The organism is Pseudomonas fragi, assembly GCF_900105835.1.
GTDB lineage: Bacteria > Pseudomonadota > Gammaproteobacteria > Pseudomonadales > Pseudomonadaceae > Aquipseudomonas > Aquipseudomonas fragi.
In genome coordinates, this window is record NZ_LT629783.1 from 2,311,035 (window position 1) to 2,329,377 (window position 18,343).

Consider the following 18,343-nt stretch of genomic DNA (forward strand, 5'->3'; position numbering starts at 1 on the left):
GCAAGACGAACAGGAATCGTCTGATGGGGATTGTCCGCTGGCAATTGCATCCTGTGCATCACCTGCCGCGGCTAGCCGTTGACAGGAGGGGCAGTAAAAAAATGGAAATCACACATCACTTGTTTGTAGAGGGCTTCTCTCATGTTTCAAAAAATTGGCAAATACACCGCGCTCTGTGGTTCTTCGCTGCTGATCGTGATGGCTGCTGCTACCGCTCAAGCGGCTGATGGCCAGGTTGAATTCACCGGCACTATCAACGACAACGCATGCACCATCAACAGCGAAAGCGTGAAGAAAGCGGTTGATATGGGCCAGGTCCGCATTGCCGACTTCCCTAACACCGTTGGGGCTGTTGCCACTGCTGGCGCCACCCCTTTCTCGATCTCGCTGGAAAACTGCAGCGGCTCGACCCTGAAAAACGCTTCCATCAAATTCAGCGGCCAGCAGTCCGGCACTGATGCCACCGTGCTGGGCATGACCGGTGACAACCAGGTTTCCGGCGTCGGTATCCAGATCAACGATGCCCGCACTGGTAACAAGTTGCCGCTCAACACGGCCAGCAACGACTACGTTCTGCGCCCGCAGTCCAACACGTTTGACTTCACCGCGTCCTATGTACGCCTGGTTGCCGACACCGAAGCCTCGGGCGACACCCCGGGTGTACGCGGTATCGGCACCGGTAAAGTCAATGCACTGGCCAGCTTCGACGTTACCTACAAGTAATTCATGAGCTTGACGAAGGAGCTCGCGGTCTATCGCGAGCTCTGGCGTTAACAAGAGGACACCTTGATGCGTTTAAAAGTTGCAGCCTTTTTGGCACTGGCAGCAAGCTTCTGGCTGCCCCAGGTTCAGGCAGGCGTCAACGTGGGTTCCACGCGCGTTGTGTATCAAAGCAAGGAGAAGGAAGCCAACCTGGCACTTTCAAACTCGGGTGATGACGGTGTGCCATATCTGGTGCAGTCGTGGGTCAGCCCGTTCGATGACCGCGACGCGAGTGCCGATGAGTTTATTGTCACGCCGCCCCTGTTTCGCCTGGATGCCAAGAGCCAGAACATTCTGCGGATCATCGCCACCAACGCACAGAACCTGCCCGACGACAAAGAAAGCCTGTTTTTGCTCAACGTCAAAGCCATCCCGGCCAAGAGTGAGGAACAGCGCAACCAGAACGTGCTGCAAATAGCACTCAAGACCACGATCAAACTGTTTTATCGCCCCGCCAACCTCAAGGGCACCCTGCCCGAAGCGGTGGAGAAACTGCAGTGGCGGGCAGAAGGCGGAAAACTCACGGTGCATAACCCGTCGGGTTACAACGTGGTGGTCAGTGAATTGCTGATCAACAACAGCGCCAGCAAAGGCATGCCTGAGGTCATCAAGCCCGGCAGCACCGCCACCACCCCGATTGCGCTGAAAAACAGCGACAGCCTCGAACTCAGCTACATCAACGAGTACGGCAGTACGGTCAAGGCAAAACCCGTTACACCTCATTGAAAACTGCCGATCAGTCGACTGGAAGGACTCACTCATGCTGCGATTGCGCATGTGCGCCTTCGCGCGCCGAATAAAGTGCTGGAGCACGCTCACCGCTGCTGCTGCGGGCCTTGCAACCACCGCCGTGCATGCTGAATACAGCTTCGATTCATCCTTTCTGGAAATTGGCGGCGGCAACGCTTCGAGCGAAGTGGCCGAGCAGGTAAAAGCCATGAGCCAGGGTCAACTGCCGGGGATCTACCGGGTTGACCTGTCAGTGGACGACCGGCTTGTGGAGCAGCGCGACCTGCACTTTGTGCGAGAAACCGCAAGCCAGGTCTCGACCCCCAATGGTCTGTTCCCCTGCTTCAGCCTTCAGGCCCTGACGGATTTGGGGGTTGACCCCACACGCCTGAAAAACGCCGACATCAGCACTGACAACTGCGTGTACTTCAACCGTGACCTTACCGGCGTCACCTACGATTACGACTTCAACAAGCAGCATTTGAGCCTGCAGGTTCCCCAGGCGTATATCGGCAGCGTGCCGTTTGAAACCCGGCGCAAGACCTGGAGCGATGGCGAGCAGGTGGCCTTCGCCAACTACAGTTTTTCCGGCAGCAACTACGAGAACCAGTTCGGCAGCCGCCAATCCCAGTTCGGCAGTGTTCATAGCGGGTTCAACAGCGGCGCCTGGCGCTTTCGCAATTTCTCGACCTGGCAAAAAGGCACTAACGTCGACGGCAGCTGGAAATCGGTGGACACCTATGTCCAGCGCGACCTGGGCAACCTGATGGCCATTGCCACGGTGGGTGAGAGCGCCACCGACAGCGATCTGTTCGACACCATCTCTTACCGCGGCGTGGGGATCGCTTCTGATCTGGACATGCTGCCCGATGATGCGCGTAATTTTGCCCCCGTAGTGCGTGGGGTTGCCAACGGCCGCTCGCTGGTGACATTGCGCCAGCGCGGTTATGTCATCAGTGAACAGTGGGTGCCATCAGGCCCGTTCGCCCTCAAGAACCTGTACTCGACCGCGGGCAACGGCGATATCGAAGTCACCATCGAAGGCCCCAATGGCGAGCGCCAGGTCTACATCCAGTCATTTGCCTCTGTGCCTTACATGTTGCGTGAAGGCCAGCAAAGCTACGCCGTGACCGCAGGCCAGTATCGCCCGGCAGAAGGCGCGCAGAATTCGCCCAAGCCCAGTTTTGTACAAGGCACCTATCGTCGTGGCCTGACCGAGGGCACCACGCTGTTCGGCGGCAGCATCGTCAGCGAACAATACACATCGGCGCTGCTTGGCTTTGCCCACGATTTTGCCGGCTTTGGTGCCATTTCCCTGGACGTGACCCATGCCATCAGCGAAGACATGGGCACAGACGCCAAAACGCTGTCGGGCCAGTCATATCGCTTCCGGTACTCCAAATCCATCGACCTGACCGATACCAGCTTCAGCCTGATTGGCTATCGCTACTCCACCAGCGGTTACTACAGTTTCAACGAGGCGATCAACGCACGCTCCAACAACTCGCTCGTGCCCTATGTCGATGAAACTTTGAGCAACAGTGCGGCGTTTTCACCGTATTTGACCGGCCATATGAAAAGCAGCTTTACCGCCAACGTATCGCAACAATTCGGTACCTGGGGCGGCATGTACGCCAACCTGACCAAAACCGATTACTGGAACCGGGCCAAGAGCAATACCTCCATTCAGTTGGGCTACAGCTTCAGTATTGCCAGCGCCTCCTACAACCTGGGGCTGTCTCAGAACAGCGGTATGGGCGACGACATCCGCAGCGTGTCGCTGAGCGTCAGCCTGCCGCTGGGCAACCCGGGCAGCAGCAGCCGGATCGGCCTGAGCACCAACCAGGACTCCGCCGGCAATGCCAGCCGCAATGCCACCTTCAGCGGCTCGCAACTGCAGGACGATGCCCTGTCGTACAACCTGGGCATCAATCAGCAGATCAGTGACGAAGACCGCGTGCTCGGCGGCTCGGTGGCGGCCCGCTACAACGCGGCCAATGCCATTTGGCACGGTTCCTATAACAAGGATCAGAACACCCGGCAGATGGACTATGGCGTGGAGGGTGGCGTGGTTGCCATCCGCAATACCGTGATGTTCACCCAGCCATTGGGCGAGACCAACATCATTGTCGCCACCCCCGGCGCCGCCGATGTGGGCGTGCTGACCAAGAGCGGGATCAAGACCAACGGCAGTGGCTACACGATTATTCCCTCGGCGCAGCCGTACCGCAAAAACAAGGTATCGCTCAACACTGACTCACTGTCGGACAACACCGACATTGCCAACCTGGTACAGGAAGTCACCCCCAATCGTGGTGCCTTTGTCCTGGCCAACTTCGAAACCCATAACGGCCGCCGCCTGCTGGTCAGCGTCAGCTCAAGCACTGGCAAGCCCGCCCCTTTCGCCGCCGAAGCGCAGCTGTATGACCTCAAGGGCACGCTGCTGAGCAGCGCGATGGTAGCCGACAAGGGCCGGGTATTTATGACTGGCGTGCCGGACAAGGCGCGGCTGCTGATCAACGTCAACGGCCAGCCTTGGTGCGCCAAGGACCTGGACCTGAACACCTACAACCTGTCAGAGACCGGCATCGGGCAACTGCACATTCGTTGCGATGCCCTATCGCCAGACACTCAAGGTACTCCCGATGCATGAATCAACCGTCAAATCATCTCGTCCGGGCCGGGGCAAAGTCAGCATGCTGCTGCTTTGCCTGTTGCTGGGTCTTGTCAGTCAGCAAGCGTTTGCACTGATTCAAAACAACCTCGCATGCACCGCTACGGGCACCACCGGCATCATTCAGCTGGGCGACCTTGCGCCATCCACCAGCTACACCGCCAACATGACAGCCAACTGCCGGGTGACCCGCTGGTATCCCTATGGCTCGTCACTGCAGCACAGCCAGTTCTACAACCAGGGTAGAGGCAGCAAGGTCCAGGTGTTTCACACCAACTCCGGGCTGATGGTTCCCGAGCTGCCCATCGGGACTGCGAGCAGTACATGCATGCCCTCAAGCTGTGTGCAGCTGTTCGTGGGCAATACCTTTTCCTACAACGTTCTGCTTTATGGAACGGCGCCCGTCACGCCTGGCAACTACATGGTCAGTGTTTCGCTCACAGACACATCTATTCGAGGTTATGAGGCTTATGGCGACTACTTGCAGACCGTCATTCTCAGCTTCCGGGTCATCCAGCCCGCCTGCTCGATGGGCTCGGCAAAAACCCTCAACCTGCCCTTTGGCACACTCAGCAGCAATGACTTCGCCAGTTCACAGCAAATTGCCAATATCACCATGAATTGCACTCGCGGTACGCAAGCGACCGCCACGCTGGTACCCACCCAGGCGGCCATCAGCGGCAGCCCGGGGGTTTCAGCCACAACCCTGGCCGGTCTGTCGATGGCCGCCACCTGGGCTGACACCAACACGGCAGTGACCTTCAACAGCCCACGCACGCTGGCGCTGACCAATGGCAGCAACAACATCCGCCTTGGTTTTCGCCCGCGCCTGAATACCAGCGTTTCGCCGACCGGAAATTTTTCCAGTCAGTACACCCTCAACATCACCTATCTCTGATCAGGCACAGGAACTCGACCATGAAATTATCCGTAACGCTGGCCGCAACACTGTTCGCAGGCCTGCTCAGCGCAACCGCCAACGCCGCAACAGACACCGTGACCATCAACCTGAGCGGAACCCTGACCCGCCCGCCCTGCACCCTGACCAGCAGCAAGACGCTGACCGCCAACTTCGGCAGCCTGCGCTATGACCAGGTGGCCGATGCCCCGCTGATCGACATCCCCCTCACCATGACCTGCCCGGCCAACTCGGTGCTGGCGGTGAGCATTCTGGCAGCCCGCACGATTCAGGGCTCAACCACACAGGCCTCAACGGGCAAGGCCAATCTGGGTTATTCATTGCTCTGGAACAGCGACAGCACGGCCGCCAACGTTACCGGGGTCAAACGTAACCTGACCAACCAGAGCGGTACGGTCGACCTGAGCATGAAAGCAAAGTTGATTGCCCAGGGCGCACTGACCGAGGGTGCATTCAGCACCTCGGCCGTTATCAGTATCGAGTACCTGTGAGGTGTCCATGCTAGCCAGAGTGAGCCTGTGGGTGGCGCTGCTGTCCACCGCCGCACTGCTGCTCAGCCCGGCCAGCTGCGCAGAGGATGCGGCCCGGATAGAGGTGGTCGGCACCCTGATAAAACCGCCCTGCACGGCTAATTTCCCGGCCTCGCAAAGCGTGGATATCCCCAAGACAAACCTCAACTCGCTGAACTCGGACATCACCGGCTGGACCGATGTCAGCCTGGACTTCCAATGCATCAAGGGCAGCCAGGTACACCTGCGTTTCAGCGCCGGCAATGGTGCTTTTGACAGCAGCACACTGCGCACCACACTCGACAGGCTGGGGCTGAAAACCCGCCTGAGCGACATGACCAGTACATTGAAAGTGATTGACTTGAAGCTGGGCGAGCAATTGATCTTCCCGGTTGAAGAAACGCGGCTCAAGCTCCAGCTCTCTGTGCGGCCGGTCAAGACCGGGGAGGAACTGCCCGCAATCGGCAGTTACAGCTCAACGCTATTGATGGAAATAATCTATCTGTGAACCGCTGCGTCAGGCAAACAGATTGGCCTTGACGCACAAGATCAGCAGCGCCTGATCATTGTCGACATTGAGTTTGCGCATCGCCGAAACCTTCAGGGTGCTGATGGTTTTAATGCTGCGGTTCAGGCTCTGCGCAACATCGCCCACACTCACCCCCGTAGAGAACAGACGCAGGACCTCAAACTCCTTGACCGTCAACTGGCTGAGCCTTTGCGAAAGGTCATCGGTATCTTCACTCAAGCCACCTTGCGGCTGGTCCTGCTGGTAGTGCCCCTGGCGATAGAACGCGTCCAGCGCCACCAGGATCTGCTCAAGCCCAGCGCTCTTTGAAATGACACCGCTGATACCCAGCTCATACAGCCAGGTCAGCACTTGGGCATTGGTTATAACGGTCAGGATCAACACCTTGGGTTCGGGGAAATGCCGGCGCAGGTATTCCACCAGGCGGGTGCCATCACCGTATTGATCATCACCTGGCATGTTGTAGTCGGTAATAATCACGTCAGGCTTGAGCAACGAAATCTTGTCGATCAACTCGGACGAACTCATTGCTTCACCCACAACCTTGAAGCGCGGGTCACGCTCAATGATTTCACGCACGCCCATCAACACAATCGGATGGTCGTCGGCCAATAAGACTTTCATTTGCGGCATGGCAAACATGACTCCTGCACGGGAAGAGCGCTACAACTATTCGAAGGGGTCCGCTTTGATGCAATAGGTCAGCAAGGCGTGGTCGTTAAGCACTTCCAGCTTCTGCATGGCGGCTACTTTTTGGGTGCTCACGGTTTTGACGCTGCGGTTCAATTGACGGGCAATGTCGCCCACACTGTTGCCGGCCACAAACAGCCTGAGCACTTCGACTTCACGAGGTGACAGCGTGGAGAAACGTTCATCAATGACCTTGGGGTTGGTCACCACCGAAATGGCTGCAGCAGCCGGCGGCGCATAGCCCCGATCGTTGGCCAGCGCACTCAGGGCCTTGCCTATTTCTTCGCGAATATGGCTTTTAGCAATCACGCCCGCCACGCCCAGCTCCAGCAAGCGCGAGATAATCAGATGATTGCTCATGACGGTCAGCACCAGGATCTTGACCCCGGGAAAATGCTCAATGATGTACTCGATCAGTTGCAGCCCGTCGCCATAGATGTCATCGCCGGGCATATTGAAATCAGTAATCAGCAGTTCAGGTTGATGCAACTGCAACTGCTCGACCAACTGCGACGAACTCAGTGCCTCACCTGCCAGGGTGAAATACTCATCGCGCTGGATCATCTCCCGAAGCCCCAGCAATACCACCGGATGATCGTCGGCAATCACTACCTTTAATTCGCGCATTGCCTGGCTCCACTTTGATGACATGGCAAGTCCGGCGCCCCCGGGTTTCTACAGATCGAGCGCAGAACAAGACCCGTGGCGCCGCACTCAGCTACCCCGGTGATGGCTTAGAGCTATCGTCCAGTAAAAGAGTTTCAAAATCGGCGCACGATATAGCGCCGCAAATCAGGAAACCTTGCACTTGATCACACTTGATACTGCGCAGGAATTCGAGCTCGGCCTGAGTCTCGACCCCTTCAGCGACAACGGTCAGGCCCAGCTTGCGGCTCAGCTCGACAAGGCTGCGCAAGGCTGAGGCCAGATTCTCGTTTTCAACACAGCCATGTACCAGCGAACGATCGATCTTCAGTTCACTGAACGGGGTGGAAACCAGATTGAAGTAAGAGCTGAACCCCTTGCCAAAATCATCCTGGGCCAAACCGAAACCCATCATGCGCAGGCGACAGGCACCCGCGTAGTAATTGCTGAGTTCCTCGGTGGTGGAGCTTTCCATCAGTTCAAACACGATGCTGCGCGGCTCGCCACCATCGGCAATCACAGCGTCGCGCAGGCGGTCGGCAAGCGCATGGTTATCCAGCAGATGCGTGGGCAGGTTGATAGACACCGGAATGTCCCAGCCCTGCTCACGCCATTGTCTTTGCGCCTGCAGGGTTTGTTGCAGCATCAGCCACAACAGTCGCTCTTCCAGGCCGTGGCTGATCAGCACACTCAGAAAGTCCTTGGGCAATAACAGGCCGGCCTCAGGGTGTACCCAGCGCACCAGCGCTTCTGCACTGAGAATATTGCCATTGCTCAGGGACTTCTTGGGCTGGAACCACGCTTGAATCTGCCCGTTGCCCATCGCCCATTCGATACTCAGCGGGTCAACCTCAATGGCCAGGGCGGGGTCTGTCTCACCATTAAGGCGAAAAAGCTCCAGCCGCTCTTTCAAGCGCATGACAGAATTGAACTCGACTGGTTTGGAGATCAGGCCAATCACTGAAATACCCAGGTTCTTGGCTGCCAGCCCCGCACTGATCAACATGCGCCGCGACGAGGCACTCATCAGTGCCAACGCCGGTTTTCTTCTCAGGGCGGCAACTTTCTGAATCAGTTGCACGCCATCCATGACCGGCATGAGTAAATCACTGAGCAGCAGGTCATAGTCATTGCGCGCCAGACACTCCAGCGCGCCATCGCCATCCCAAACGGTGTCAACTGTAAAGCCACCCACCTCATTGAAAACGTTGAGCAAATACTCATGCTGAAAAGGGTGATCCTCAACGACCAGTACACGATAGGGCTTCACTGGATCCTCCTTTAGAAGTGCTGAAGACAGTTGTATAGGGTGTGCAGCGTAAAAGGCTTGATCAGGCAATGATTCATCCCCGCATTCAGACAGCGCTCGCTCTCCTCGCGCATGGCATTGGCCGTTGCCCCAATGATCGGCAGCGTGATGTTCATGGCCCGCAACCGGGCCGCCAGCTCATAGCCATTCATTTTCGGCATGTTGACGTCGGTCAGCAGCAGATCAAAATCCTCATCCCGCCAACGCTCAAGTGCTTCCAGGCCATCGCTGACCAATGTCACGGTGCAACCCAACTCTTCAAGCTGATCGCGCAGAATCAGTTGATTGATCACGTTGTCTTCGGCAACCAGAATGCGCAAATCCAGTTTGAGTTCCGTCTTCGCCGTACCCGGCTCAAGATCGGCCCCCATTCCCATGCCCTGAGCCTTGCACAGGGCGCGATAGACGTTCTGCAAACTGCTCAGGTCCGCTTGCCAGCAAGGGTTGTCAACGGCGGGAGCTACCGACATGTCACTGGCGGCTACCACCAGCGGTCCCGTCCACCCAGGTTCAAGCAATTGCCGGGCGGCACCAGGATGCAGCTCCAGTAAAACAGCAGCATCGGGTGCATCCCCTGGTTTCGGTGCGCCCAGATAAGCCCGCGCGCCCCAACGGCGCAACCAGGCGCAATAACACTCGGCCAGCTCGCGCACGGGTGAAACCACATAAACAACGCTGGCAGCCAATTCGCCGAAAGGGCTCAAACGCGCCGGCTCGTTAACCTGCACCAGGGGCAGATGCAGGGTAAAACTGCTGCCCAGCCCCGGCTCGCTGACCAGGCGCATGGTGCCGTTCATCAAGTGCATAAGACGCTTGCAGATGGACAGGCCCAGCCCGGTACCGGCGACCACGTTTTTGGCTGACTCCACTTGATAAAAAGGCTCGAACAGATGGGCCTGCTCTTCATGGGCAATACCTTTGCCAGTATCGGAGACCTGCCAATGCAGCATGACGCGCTCATCGTCACGGCTGTCCATTTTCAGGCGCAGGACGATTTTCCCGTAGTCGGTGAATTTCAGGGCGTTGTTGAGCAGGTTGTTCAGGATCTGGCGGATACGGGTGACATCGCCGCTGAGCCATTCGGGCACCGTCGAATCAATCAATGCAAACAACTGCAGGCCCTTGGCCTGAGCCGCGCCACTGTAGCCCTGAACCACCTCTTCTATCAGCTCCAGGGGGCTGAAGGTATTGAGTTCCAGTTGCAGTTGACCCGCCTCGATCCGTGACACATCCAGCACGTCGCAAATCAGCTGCAACAAGTTGCCGGATGAGCGTTCGATGGCCTTGAGATAGTTGTTCTGCTGATCGTTGAGATCGGTACGCGCCAGCAGCTCCAGGGTGCCCAATACGCCGTACAGGGGGGTGCGGATTTCATGGCTCATGGTAGCCAGAAACAGGGTCTTGGCCTCATTGGCCCGGTCCGCCAGCTGCCGGGCACGTTCGAGGGTGACTTCAATCTGCTTGCGTGCGCTGATGTCACTGAACGCGCAAATCAGTACGTCCTGACCTTTGTAGCGTGTGGGCGCAAACGCCAGGTACAGAAGGCGGCCATCTTCCATTTCGATCTCATCGCTGTTGCGCAAGTCACATTCATCGAACGCGCGAGAAATCCAGCCATGACATAACTTGCTGCGCTCAGTGCCGTTACCCAGCCACTGTTGTGACAAGGAGTTTTCCAGCACCACAGTGCCGTCTGTGCGCCGAATCACACACAGGGCCATCGGTGCAACTTGCAAGACGGCACGACTGAACGCCTCACTTTCAACCAGCGCCTGAATGCGTATCTCACCCGGGGTGATCAGGCGCCGATCAATACGCACAATCAGTAATCGCAAGCCGATGCAAATTGCAATAAACAACAACACACAGCCCAGCAAAGGCCCGCCCAATACAGGCAATAACGATTTGATATCTACGGCATACACAATTTGCCAGCCCGAATAGCCCAGCTTCTTCCTGATTGCCAGGCTATCGGGCAACCAGCCACTACCGATAAAGCCAAACGAATTCTTGGGTTCCAGCGTCTGCAATGAACCGACCAGCGTGGATTGTGCGGCGTTGGTGAACAGAATCTGGCCTTGACCGTTGAGCAGCATGAAGTCTCCGGCACTTTCACTGCGCAAGGCCTCCACCAGATCCGGCACTTCGACCTCAATGCCCAGCCAGCCGGAAGACAGGTTACGGTTATCAAGACGGGAGAATAAATAAAAGGGCGAATCCAGGACCCGGTTATCCGTGAGCCACAGATCATCACCAAATGAATAGGCCTTGGCGCCCTCATCGACCAGACGTTGCAGCACTACCTGGGGCAACGGTTCCAGGCTGCCGGAAGCGTCAAACAAACGCACCACCTTGGGCTTGTCTGTTTGTGGCACGTACAGCAGATTGACTTTGCTTTCGTGCAGATAGTCCGTCATCCGCCGGGTCAGCCACAGGCTCCAGTGGCCGGCTTCGCTGCCCAGATTGATGTTGAGCTCTTCTTCTGGATCAACGCTGACAAATGCTTCATTACCTTTCTTGTCAGGCACAGTCGCCAGCACCAGGCTCTTGAGCAGCGTCTGGCGACTGACGAAAAAATCCTGGGCATTGAATACCGCCTCGTTCATAAAACTGCGGCGCAGGGACACTTCCTGGTTAAAGACCGAGCGCAAATAAATGAACGAACTGGCGATGGCCGCGACGATCAAACCGCTGGCAAATAAGTGCAGAAGTTTTCGGGCGGCTTGAGGGGTCGATTTCATGCCGCAAGCCTGAGGCCGGGGCAGGAAAAAAATAATCAGACAATTCCTGAAACCAGTCGTCGCTGACTACGCTCTGCGTAGCAGCTGACGAGCGGAGCGAGGCTGCGATCGGCTGCGTAGCAGTCGCAAATCCTGTGACTGCGGTGTATCAGTTAAACCCGGTCGTCTGGGTTTGCGACTGCTTTGCAGCCGATCGCAGCCTCGCTCCGCTCGTCAGCTGCTACGGGGGGAAGTGAAGCTTGTTACGGCCGCACCGCACTCAAATCCATGCGCCCGTCTTTCATCGGCGGGCACCAGTAGTAGCCACCATTAAGCGGACGGCTGTAGCGATACAGGCCATCGATAATGCCGTCTTCCAGGCCGCTCATACGCCGCAGTTGCACTTCAAAGGCGTTCAGCGTGCGGCCAAAGGCAACAAACATCAGCCCGGACTTGCCGTTTTCTGTCCACGGCATCGAGCGGCGCACAATAAAGGCCTCTGGCGTGAAGCTTTCCTGGGCGGTGCGTTTGACGTGGGCAGACTCTGGCGCATCGTCCAGCTCTTCGTTGTCGCTCTTGCGACGGCCCATGATGTTGTCCTGCTCCTCGGACGGCAGTGCGGCGAAGCCGTTGAGGTCGTGCTGCCACTGCTGGATGGCCACAAAGCTGCCCCCGTCCAGTCCGGCGCCCGCATTGGCCACGAGGGCGGCGTCCACAGCCGCTTCGTCCACCGGGTTTTCAGTGCCGTCTTCGTAGCCGGTCAGGTCACGGTCAGTGCCGTAACGGAAGCCTTCGGTCACTTGCAGCAGGTTGAACGCAGGCGCCAGTGCAGTCTCGATGGCCTGGCTGCGGTGCAGCAGCTCCCCGCGGTCATCACCCAGCAACCACAACCACAGGGCGTGCTGGGTCGACGGGTTTTCAACCATCGCATTGATAGCAGGAAACACTCGCAAGCCCGGGACTTTCGCGCCCAGTGCCAATACCAGCGGCGAACCAAAACCGGCCACCACGCCTTTGCCATCCACCCACTGCGACAAGGTGTCCAGTGCAGCCGGCAAAGCTTCTACTGACTTGAGGGCGAAAAACATGTAACGCGCTTGCGAAGGTATCGGTTTGGCAAGAATGCTCGACTGGTAGTGACTCATAGAAACTCCTTTGGAAAGTTCCGAGTTTACTCCTACCAGTACTTTTTCCGTCACTTCACGCGGATTTTTCTTAAGTTCAACCCCAGCAAATCAAGGCTCAGGACGACAGTTGGTTGGCAAACTGCCCTACGGCGTTGACCACTTTCTGCGCGCCATCCTGAATTTCGACAATCACCGTGCCCGCTTCGGCGGCCAGCGCCAGCCCTGCTTCGGCCTGGAGTTTGCCATCGGCCATCAGGGCCACGGCATCACGCGCCATGTCCTGGTTTTGCCGCACCACGCCGATGATTTCTTCAGTGGCTCTGCTGGTGCGCGAGGCCAATTGCCGCACTTCGTCAGCCACGACGGCAAAGCCACGGCCCTGCTCCCCGGCCCGCGCGGCCTCGATGGCGGCGTTGAGCGCCAGCAGGTTGGTCTGGTCGGCAATCGAGCTGATGGTCTTGACGATGCTGCCAATCACTTGCGACTGATCGCTCAGGGCTTCAATACCATCACCCGCCTGCTGCATATGCCGGGCCAGGTCGCGCATGACTTCCACCGCCTCGGTCACCACTTTGGTGCCGCGCTGGGCGCTGTTGTCGGTTTGCAGTGAAGTGCTGTAAGCGATGCCGGCCGCGTCAGAAACGGCTTGCTCTCGATGGATCTGGTCAGTGATCACCGTGGCGAATTTCACCACTTTGTACAGGGTGTTGTTGGCGTCCCGCACCGGGTTGTAGGTGGCCTCCAGCCAGACATCACGGCCATGGCTGTCGATGCGCTGAAAACGTGCCGCGACAAACTCACCCGCGTTCAATCGCTGCCAAAAGGCCTGGTACTCGGCACTGTTCTGTTCTTGCGGGGTGCAGAACATCCGGTGATGTTTGCCCTGGATCTGCGCCAGGGTGTAACCCATGCCTGCAAGAAAGCGCTCATTGGCAGTCAGCACTTCACCCTTGAGGTTGAACTCGATCACCGCAGTGGAGCGCATCAGCGCGCTCATCAGGTTTTCATGATCGCGGGAGGCCTCAATGGTACGCGTCAGGTCGCTGGAGAAAATCGAGATGCGCAACACCCGGCCTGCGGAGTCCAGGATCGGTTGCATGATCGAACGCAACCACGCCTCCTGACCGTTGCCGCGCAGCAAGCGCACGTTGCCGCTGTAATGCTCCTTGCGGTTCATGGCGGTTTTGAAACGCAGGGTGTGCTCGTCGTTTTTCAGGTAGGCCGGCACCAGTTCATCAATATGCAGGCCCAGCAACGCGGTACTGCTGTAATGCATCTGCTGGATGAAATTGGGGTTGGCCGTCTCGATGCGTCCATCCGCGCCCAGGGACAGCACCAGCATTTCGCTGTCAAGGCTCTCCCGGACTTGCTGAAGACTGGATATTTCTTCGCGAAGAGCCGACAGCTCTTGCTTCAAGCGTGTGTTGAACATGAGGTACCTGGAGCAATGAAAGAATGCGTGCAACAGAATCGGCTTTGAACGGCTTTTCTGGAGCGGCAAAAACGACCGTTCATCCAAAATTCAAGCGACTGAACAACCCTGCAAATTCATTGCCATGCCACAGCAGGCCATCGGAATTGCTGACGGATTGATTTACTGTGCTCAGGCCATCCCATAACCATAAGAAATCCGAGGTACTCCCCATGGCCGCTGAGATTACAGACAGCCGCTCTGCCCGCTTTGCCCTGCGCTGTTCGAACTTTGCCGAACGCTGGTTTCCTGATTCCTGGGTGTTCGCCGCTGTGGCGGTGATCACCGTGGCACTGGCCACAATGCTGATGGGCGCCAAACCCACCGATGCCGCAATGGCGTTTGGTGACGGCTTCTGGAGCCTGATCCCGTTCACCATGCAAATGGCCTTCGTGGTCATTGGCGGTTATGTGGTGGCCAGCTCGCCACCCGCCGTCAAATTGATCGATAAACTGGCCCGGGTGCCGAAAAACGGGCGCCAGGCGGTGTGCTGGGTAGCGTTGATTTCAATGGTCGCGTCATTGCTCAACTGGGGGCTGTCGCTGGTTTTTGGCGGGTTGCTGGTACGGGCGCTGGCCCGGCGCACCAACCTGCGCATGGACTATCGCGCCGCTGGCGCTGCTGCGTATCTGGGCCTTGGCGCAGTGTGGGCGCTGGGGTTGTCGTCTTCGGCGGCACAGTTGCAAGCCAACCCTGCCAGTTTGCCGCCATCGATTCTGGCGATCACCGGGGTTATTCCCTTCACCGAAACCATCTTTCTCTGGCAGTCCGGCGTGTTGCTGGCGGCACTGGTGGTGGTATCGCTAATCGTGGCTTATGCCACCGCCCCCGGCGCTGAATCGGCCCGCGACGCGGCGGCCTGCGGTATCGACCCCAGCTTCAGCTCACCCGAGCTGCCACCGCGCACACGGCCCGGCGAGTGGCTGGAGTACAGCCCGCTGCTGACCCTGTTACTGGTATTGCTGGCCGCGGGCTGGCTGTTCCATGAGTTTTCGACCAAACCGGCGATCAGCGCCATCTCGGGGCTCAACACCTACAATTTTCTGTTCCTGATGCTCGGCGCCCTGCTGCACTGGCGTCCGCGCAGCTTTCTGAATGCCGTGGCCAGCGCCGTGCCGACCACCACCGGGGTGATGATCCAGTTCCCGCTCTATGGCTCGATTGCAGCGCTGATGACAGTGGTCAAAGGAACTGACGGGCAAACCCTGGCCCATCATATTTCGACGTTTTTCGTGCAGATCGCGTCCCATGACACCTACGCGTTATTAATGGGTGTGTATTCGGCGATTCTGGGCTTTTTTATTCCATCGGGCGGCGGCAAGTGGATTATCGAAGCACCGTATGTGATGCAGGTGGCCAATGACCTGGGCTATCACCTGGGCTGGGCCGTGCAGATCTACAACGCCGCCGAGGCGTTACCCAATCTGATCAACCCGTTTTACATGCTGCCGCTGCTGGGCGTACTGGGGTTGAAGGCGCGGGACTTGATCGGTTTCTCGTTTGTGCAGCTGCTGGTACACACGCCCCTGGTGCTGTTTTTGCTGTGGGCATTGGGAACAACGCTGGTGTATACGGCGCCAGTGATGCCGTAAGTGAACTCATAACCCAATGTGGGAGCGGGCTTGCTCGCGATGGTATCGACGCGGTTTTCCTGCATTACCGCGCCGCCTGAATCGCAAGCAAGCCCGCTCCCACAGGTCAGGCCTGCAAACTCAGACCGAACCCGCCGGCCGCAAGCGATACTGCGGCGGCAACTGGTCAAGACCGCTGATGGTGGTGTTCAGGCTCTTCCAGCGGCCGTCCTTGATCCCGTAGATGCAGCCATGCACCGACAGCTTCTGCCCGCGATGCCAGGCATTTTGCACAATATTGGTGTGACCGACGTTCGCCACCTGCTGGATCACATTCAACTCGCACAAACGGTCGACGCGCTCTTCCTCGGTGGGCAGCAGCGCCAGCACTTCGCGGTTTTCGTAGTACAGGTCGCGGATCGAGCGCAGCCAGCCATCAATCAGGCCCATCTGCTGATCCGTCATGGAGGCGCGCACGCCGCCACAGCCATAGTGGCCGGTGACCAGAATATGTTTGACCTTCAACACATCCACCGCGTACTGAATCACCGACAGGCAATTCAAGTCCGTGTGCAACACCACGTTGGCCACGTTGCGGTGTACAAACAGATCGCCGGGCAACATGCCGACAATTTCATTGGCCGGTACGCGGGCATCCGAACAACCAATCCATAGGTATTCCGGCGTTTGCTGGCGGGCCAGCTTGGCGAAGAAGTCGGGATCTTCCTGCTTGATCGCATCGGCCCAACGCTCGTTGTTATCAATCAGATCTTGTAGTTCGTTCATGCTGTGAGGCCTCAAGAGTTGATGCGCTGTTTTGACAGCCGACCAGCGGTCGGGGTCACTTGCGCCATGACATTCCGGCGGTCAGTTGGGTGGAATCTTCAGCAATGGCTACAGTCATCCTATCAAGACCCCGGACTTTGAGGATTTGCCATGACTGATTCACGTCGCCCCTACGGGGCACCGCAACCCGCGCCCATAGACGATATCGAAGACGCAATGGGCTCGGTTGAGCCACTGGATTTTGACGAAGACGATAGCTATGAGCCTATCAGTGATCTATTTGTCGACGACGTTGGCGTCAAGCACAGGGCAGCGCTGGATGACGAACTGGATCTGGGCCTCAACGATGACGACCTTGAACAGGAGATGCTGATCCGCGAAGACGGCGCCCGCGATGCCAAGGAGGCGGCCCAGAGCCCGGACGGTGCGGCCGACTGGGATTTGAGCCTGGTCGACGAAGACGACATCGGCGCCGGCAAGGGACTGGATGAAGCCGAACTGGCGGAAATCGACCCGGTGGGGCGCAAGCGCTAAAAGGCAGGACCTGTGGGAGCGGGCTTGCTCGCGATAGCGATCGACACGGTGTGTCACTGAAACACCACTGCTCCCACAACAACCATTTATAGCCGTCAGTCGACCAGCGTACAGGCCATCACCACCGCATCTTCACGCCCACCCACTGCCGGGTAGTAGTCGCGGCGACGGCCGATTTCGTTGAAGCCGTAACGTTCATACAACTTGAACGCCGCGGTGTTGCTGTCGCGCAGCTCCAGGAAGCACTCACGGGCCTCATGCTGGTAGGCAATCGACATCAAGTGCTCAAGCAGTTTAAGGCCCAGGCCGCGGCCCTGGCTTTCGGGCTTGACGGTGATATTGAGCAGATGCGCTTCGTCGAGAATGATCTGCACCACGCCATGCCCTACCTGCTGCTCGCCTTCAAACATCAGCCAGATATGGTATTTGCCCAGACCGTCGAGGAAAATCCCCCGCGTCCACGGATGGCTGAAAGCGGCGTATTCAATTTTCAAGACTGCATCAAGGTCCGCCTCGGTCATCGGGCGAAAAGTTACCGCATCACTCATCATTGTGTTTCCAGCGCGCCATCAGCCGGCGCATGGCTTGCCACACATGCGCTTTGCGCTGTGGCTCATCCATCAAGAGTTCCAGGCCCGGCAGCGCCCATGCGCTGCCCAGCCCTTCGATTTGCAGTTCAGTGTTGAACGCTTCGGCATCGGCTTCACCGGCAAAGCGCACGGCGGGCAGCCCGATCAGCCATAAGCAGGCACATTCGGCCTCTTCCAGGCGGGCCATGACGAAGCCCTGCACAAACTCACGGGCCGCGTCCGGGCCCTGATCGACATTGCCACGCCGCAACAACGGCCAGCGCACCGGCTCGCCGATGATTTGCGGGCTGTCGGGCAAGCCGGCAGCACGCAACATATCCTTTAACAATAAGTAGGCCGGATCGCGACTCTGGAAGGCGCCACCTGTGGGTAACTCCACCAGCACCAGGCAACGCCCGGCCCGCAGCAACTGCAAGGCAAAACGCGGTGGTGGCAACGGTACTGCCTTGGTCGTGACAGGTGCCGGCCCGGCTGCGACCACCGGTTTGCTGACAGGGCGACTGACCGAAGGCCTGGGCACTTCGATTTTTGGTCGCTCGGCAGGTTTGCCCGGCGCAACCGCCGCCTTGACCGCAGGCCTTGCGATCACAGGCTCGGCGGGCGGCTCAGGGAGCACCAGTAGTTCTGGCCGCGAAGGTGCGGCAAACGGCAACTCAGTGCGCGGCAACCAACTGACCACTTGCATGGCAGTCAAGAAAGCGCGGCGGCGGGACTCGTTCAACAAAGGTCGGCCATCTGTGGATAACTAAAGAGAGGGGATTCTACCGCCCTTCTGCCC

The 18,343-nt window shown here is 58.1% G+C and carries 17 protein-coding genes and 1 pseudogene; 8 read left to right on the forward strand and 10 right to left on the reverse strand.

Going from position 1 to position 18,343, the window contains the following annotated elements; translation table 11 throughout:
* Nucleotides 1–141 precede the first annotated feature (141 nt).
* From BLU25_RS10665 to BLU25_RS10690, 6 genes are all read left to right on the forward strand, one after another.
* The gene (locus BLU25_RS10665) at nucleotides 142–723 is read left to right on the forward strand and encodes a fimbrial protein (protein ID WP_016781716.1); all 582 of its coding nucleotides are present in this window, start codon (nucleotides 142–144) and stop codon (nucleotides 721–723) included.
* Between the two features lie 66 nt (nucleotides 724–789).
* Entirely contained in the window at nucleotides 790–1,488 is a 699-nt protein-coding gene (locus tag BLU25_RS10670) for a fimbrial biogenesis chaperone (protein WP_016781715.1), read from the forward strand.
* A 34-nt stretch (nucleotides 1,489–1,522) separates the two neighbouring features.
* Nucleotides 1,523–4,144: a fimbria/pilus outer membrane usher protein gene (locus BLU25_RS10675; protein ID WP_083369635.1), complete on the forward strand. Its 2,622-nt coding sequence runs from the start codon at nucleotides 1,523–1,525 to the stop codon at nucleotides 4,142–4,144.
* A complete protein-coding gene (locus tag BLU25_RS10680; protein WP_016781713.1) occupies nucleotides 4,137–5,063 on the forward strand; it encodes a hypothetical protein in 927 nt (308 codons plus the stop codon). Before BLU25_RS10675 ends, BLU25_RS10680 begins: the two co-directional genes overlap by 8 nt.
* 20 nt (nucleotides 5,064–5,083) lie before the next feature.
* Entirely contained in the window at nucleotides 5,084–5,575 is a 492-nt protein-coding gene (locus BLU25_RS10685; protein WP_016781712.1) for a fimbrial protein, read from the forward strand.
* Between the two features lie 7 nt (nucleotides 5,576–5,582).
* The gene (locus tag BLU25_RS10690) at nucleotides 5,583–6,101 is read left to right on the forward strand and encodes a fimbrial protein (protein WP_172832035.1); all 519 of its coding nucleotides are present in this window, start codon (nucleotides 5,583–5,585) and stop codon (nucleotides 6,099–6,101) included.
* A gap of 9 nt (nucleotides 6,102–6,110) precedes the next feature.
* On the opposite strand, the gene BLU25_RS10695 is transcribed toward BLU25_RS10690, so the two are convergent.
* The 7 genes and pseudogenes from BLU25_RS10695 to BLU25_RS23945 form a co-directional block, all read right to left on the reverse strand.
* A complete protein-coding gene (locus BLU25_RS10695; RefSeq protein ID WP_029611521.1) occupies nucleotides 6,111–6,755 on the reverse strand; it encodes a response regulator in 645 nt (214 codons plus the stop codon).
* Nucleotides 6,756–6,791: 36 nt separating this feature from the next.
* Nucleotides 6,792–7,439: a response regulator gene (locus BLU25_RS10700; RefSeq protein ID WP_016781709.1), complete on the reverse strand. Its 648-nt coding sequence runs from the start codon at nucleotides 7,437–7,439 to the stop codon at nucleotides 6,792–6,794.
* Between the two features lie 91 nt (nucleotides 7,440–7,530).
* Nucleotides 7,531–8,727: a response regulator cyclic di-GMP phosphodiesterase PvrR gene (pvrR, locus tag BLU25_RS10705; protein WP_016781708.1), complete on the reverse strand. Its 1,197-nt coding sequence runs from the start codon at nucleotides 8,725–8,727 to the stop codon at nucleotides 7,531–7,533.
* 11 nt (nucleotides 8,728–8,738) lie between these two features.
* The gene (locus BLU25_RS10710) at nucleotides 8,739–11,507 is read right to left on the reverse strand and encodes an ATP-binding protein (RefSeq protein WP_016781707.1); all 2,769 of its coding nucleotides are present in this window, start codon (nucleotides 11,505–11,507) and stop codon (nucleotides 8,739–8,741) included.
* 242 nt (nucleotides 11,508–11,749) lie between these two features.
* Nucleotides 11,750–12,631 (reverse strand): Dyp-type peroxidase, encoded by an 882-nt coding sequence (locus tag BLU25_RS10715; protein WP_016781706.1) that lies wholly within the window; start codon nucleotides 12,629–12,631, stop codon nucleotides 11,750–11,752.
* 97 nt (nucleotides 12,632–12,728) lie between these two features.
* The gene (locus tag BLU25_RS23940; RefSeq protein WP_369782767.1) at nucleotides 12,729–13,160 is read right to left on the reverse strand and encodes a methyl-accepting chemotaxis protein; all 432 of its coding nucleotides are present in this window, start codon (nucleotides 13,158–13,160) and stop codon (nucleotides 12,729–12,731) included.
* A gap of 156 nt (nucleotides 13,161–13,316) precedes the next feature.
* Nucleotides 13,317–14,045, reverse strand: a pseudogene (locus tag BLU25_RS23945) (PAS domain-containing protein); the annotation flags it as partial.
* Between the two features lie 212 nt (nucleotides 14,046–14,257).
* On the opposite strand from BLU25_RS23945, the gene BLU25_RS10725 reads away from it, so the two are divergent.
* Entirely contained in the window at nucleotides 14,258–15,676 is a 1,419-nt protein-coding gene (locus BLU25_RS10725) for a short-chain fatty acid transporter (protein ID WP_083369636.1), read from the forward strand.
* A 120-nt stretch (nucleotides 15,677–15,796) separates the two neighbouring features.
* Here BLU25_RS10725 and can read toward each other — a convergent pair whose 3' ends face one another.
* Nucleotides 15,797–16,441 carry a carbonate dehydratase gene (gene can, locus BLU25_RS10730; RefSeq protein ID WP_016781703.1) on the reverse strand — a complete coding sequence of 215 codons (645 nt, stop codon included), beginning with the start codon at nucleotides 16,439–16,441 and terminating at the stop codon, nucleotides 15,797–15,799.
* 150 nt (nucleotides 16,442–16,591) lie between these two features.
* Here can and BLU25_RS10735 point away from each other — a divergent pair, with 150 nt between their 5' ends.
* Entirely contained in the window at nucleotides 16,592–16,975 is a 384-nt protein-coding gene (locus BLU25_RS10735) for a hypothetical protein (protein ID WP_029611519.1), read from the forward strand.
* A 95-nt stretch (nucleotides 16,976–17,070) separates the two neighbouring features.
* On the opposite strand, the gene rimI is transcribed toward BLU25_RS10735, so the two are convergent.
* Nucleotides 17,071–17,523 (reverse strand): ribosomal protein S18-alanine N-acetyltransferase, encoded by a 453-nt coding sequence (gene rimI, locus BLU25_RS10740; protein WP_016781701.1) that lies wholly within the window; start codon nucleotides 17,521–17,523, stop codon nucleotides 17,071–17,073.
* Nucleotides 17,516–18,289, reverse strand: a complete 774-nt coding sequence (locus BLU25_RS10745) for an SPOR domain-containing protein (protein WP_083369637.1) — start codon at nucleotides 18,287–18,289, stop codon at nucleotides 17,516–17,518. Before BLU25_RS10745 ends, rimI begins: the two co-directional genes overlap by 8 nt.
* Nucleotides 18,290–18,343 lie beyond the last annotated feature (54 nt).

Coding starts and splice junctions, on each gene's coding strand:
- BLU25_RS10665 (WP_016781716.1), top strand. CDS start 142: ATGTTTCAAAAAATTGGCAAATACACCGCGCTCTGTGGTTCTTCGCTG.
- BLU25_RS10670 (WP_016781715.1), top strand. CDS start 790: ATGCGTTTAAAAGTTGCAGCCTTTTTGGCACTGGCAGCAAGCTTCTGG.
- BLU25_RS10675 (WP_083369635.1), top strand. CDS start 1,523: ATGCTGCGATTGCGCATGTGCGCCTTCGCGCGCCGAATAAAGTGCTGG.
- BLU25_RS10680 (WP_016781713.1), top strand. CDS start 4,137: ATGCATGAATCAACCGTCAAATCATCTCGTCCGGGCCGGGGCAAAGTC.
- BLU25_RS10685 (WP_016781712.1), top strand. CDS start 5,084: ATGAAATTATCCGTAACGCTGGCCGCAACACTGTTCGCAGGCCTGCTC.
- BLU25_RS10690 (WP_172832035.1), top strand. CDS start 5,583: ATGCTAGCCAGAGTGAGCCTGTGGGTGGCGCTGCTGTCCACCGCCGCA.
- BLU25_RS10695 (WP_029611521.1), bottom strand. CDS start 6,755: ATGCCGCAAATGAAAGTCTTATTGGCCGACGACCATCCGATTGTGTTG.
- BLU25_RS10700 (WP_016781709.1), bottom strand. CDS start 7,439: ATGCGCGAATTAAAGGTAGTGATTGCCGACGATCATCCGGTGGTATTG.
- BLU25_RS10710 (WP_016781707.1), bottom strand. CDS start 11,507: ATGAAATCGACCCCTCAAGCCGCCCGAAAACTTCTGCACTTATTTGCC.
- BLU25_RS10715 (WP_016781706.1), bottom strand. CDS start 12,631: ATGAGTCACTACCAGTCGAGCATTCTTGCCAAACCGATACCTTCGCAA.
- BLU25_RS23940 (WP_369782767.1), bottom strand. CDS start 13,160: ATGCGCGACCTGGCCCGGCATATGCAGCAGGCGGGTGATGGTATTGAA.
- BLU25_RS10725 (WP_083369636.1), top strand. CDS start 14,258: ATGGCCGCTGAGATTACAGACAGCCGCTCTGCCCGCTTTGCCCTGCGC.
- can (WP_016781703.1), bottom strand. CDS start 16,441: ATGAACGAACTACAAGATCTGATTGATAACAACGAGCGTTGGGCCGAT.
- BLU25_RS10735 (WP_029611519.1), top strand. CDS start 16,592: ATGACTGATTCACGTCGCCCCTACGGGGCACCGCAACCCGCGCCCATA.
- rimI (WP_016781701.1), bottom strand. CDS start 17,523: ATGAGTGATGCGGTAACTTTTCGCCCGATGACCGAGGCGGACCTTGAT.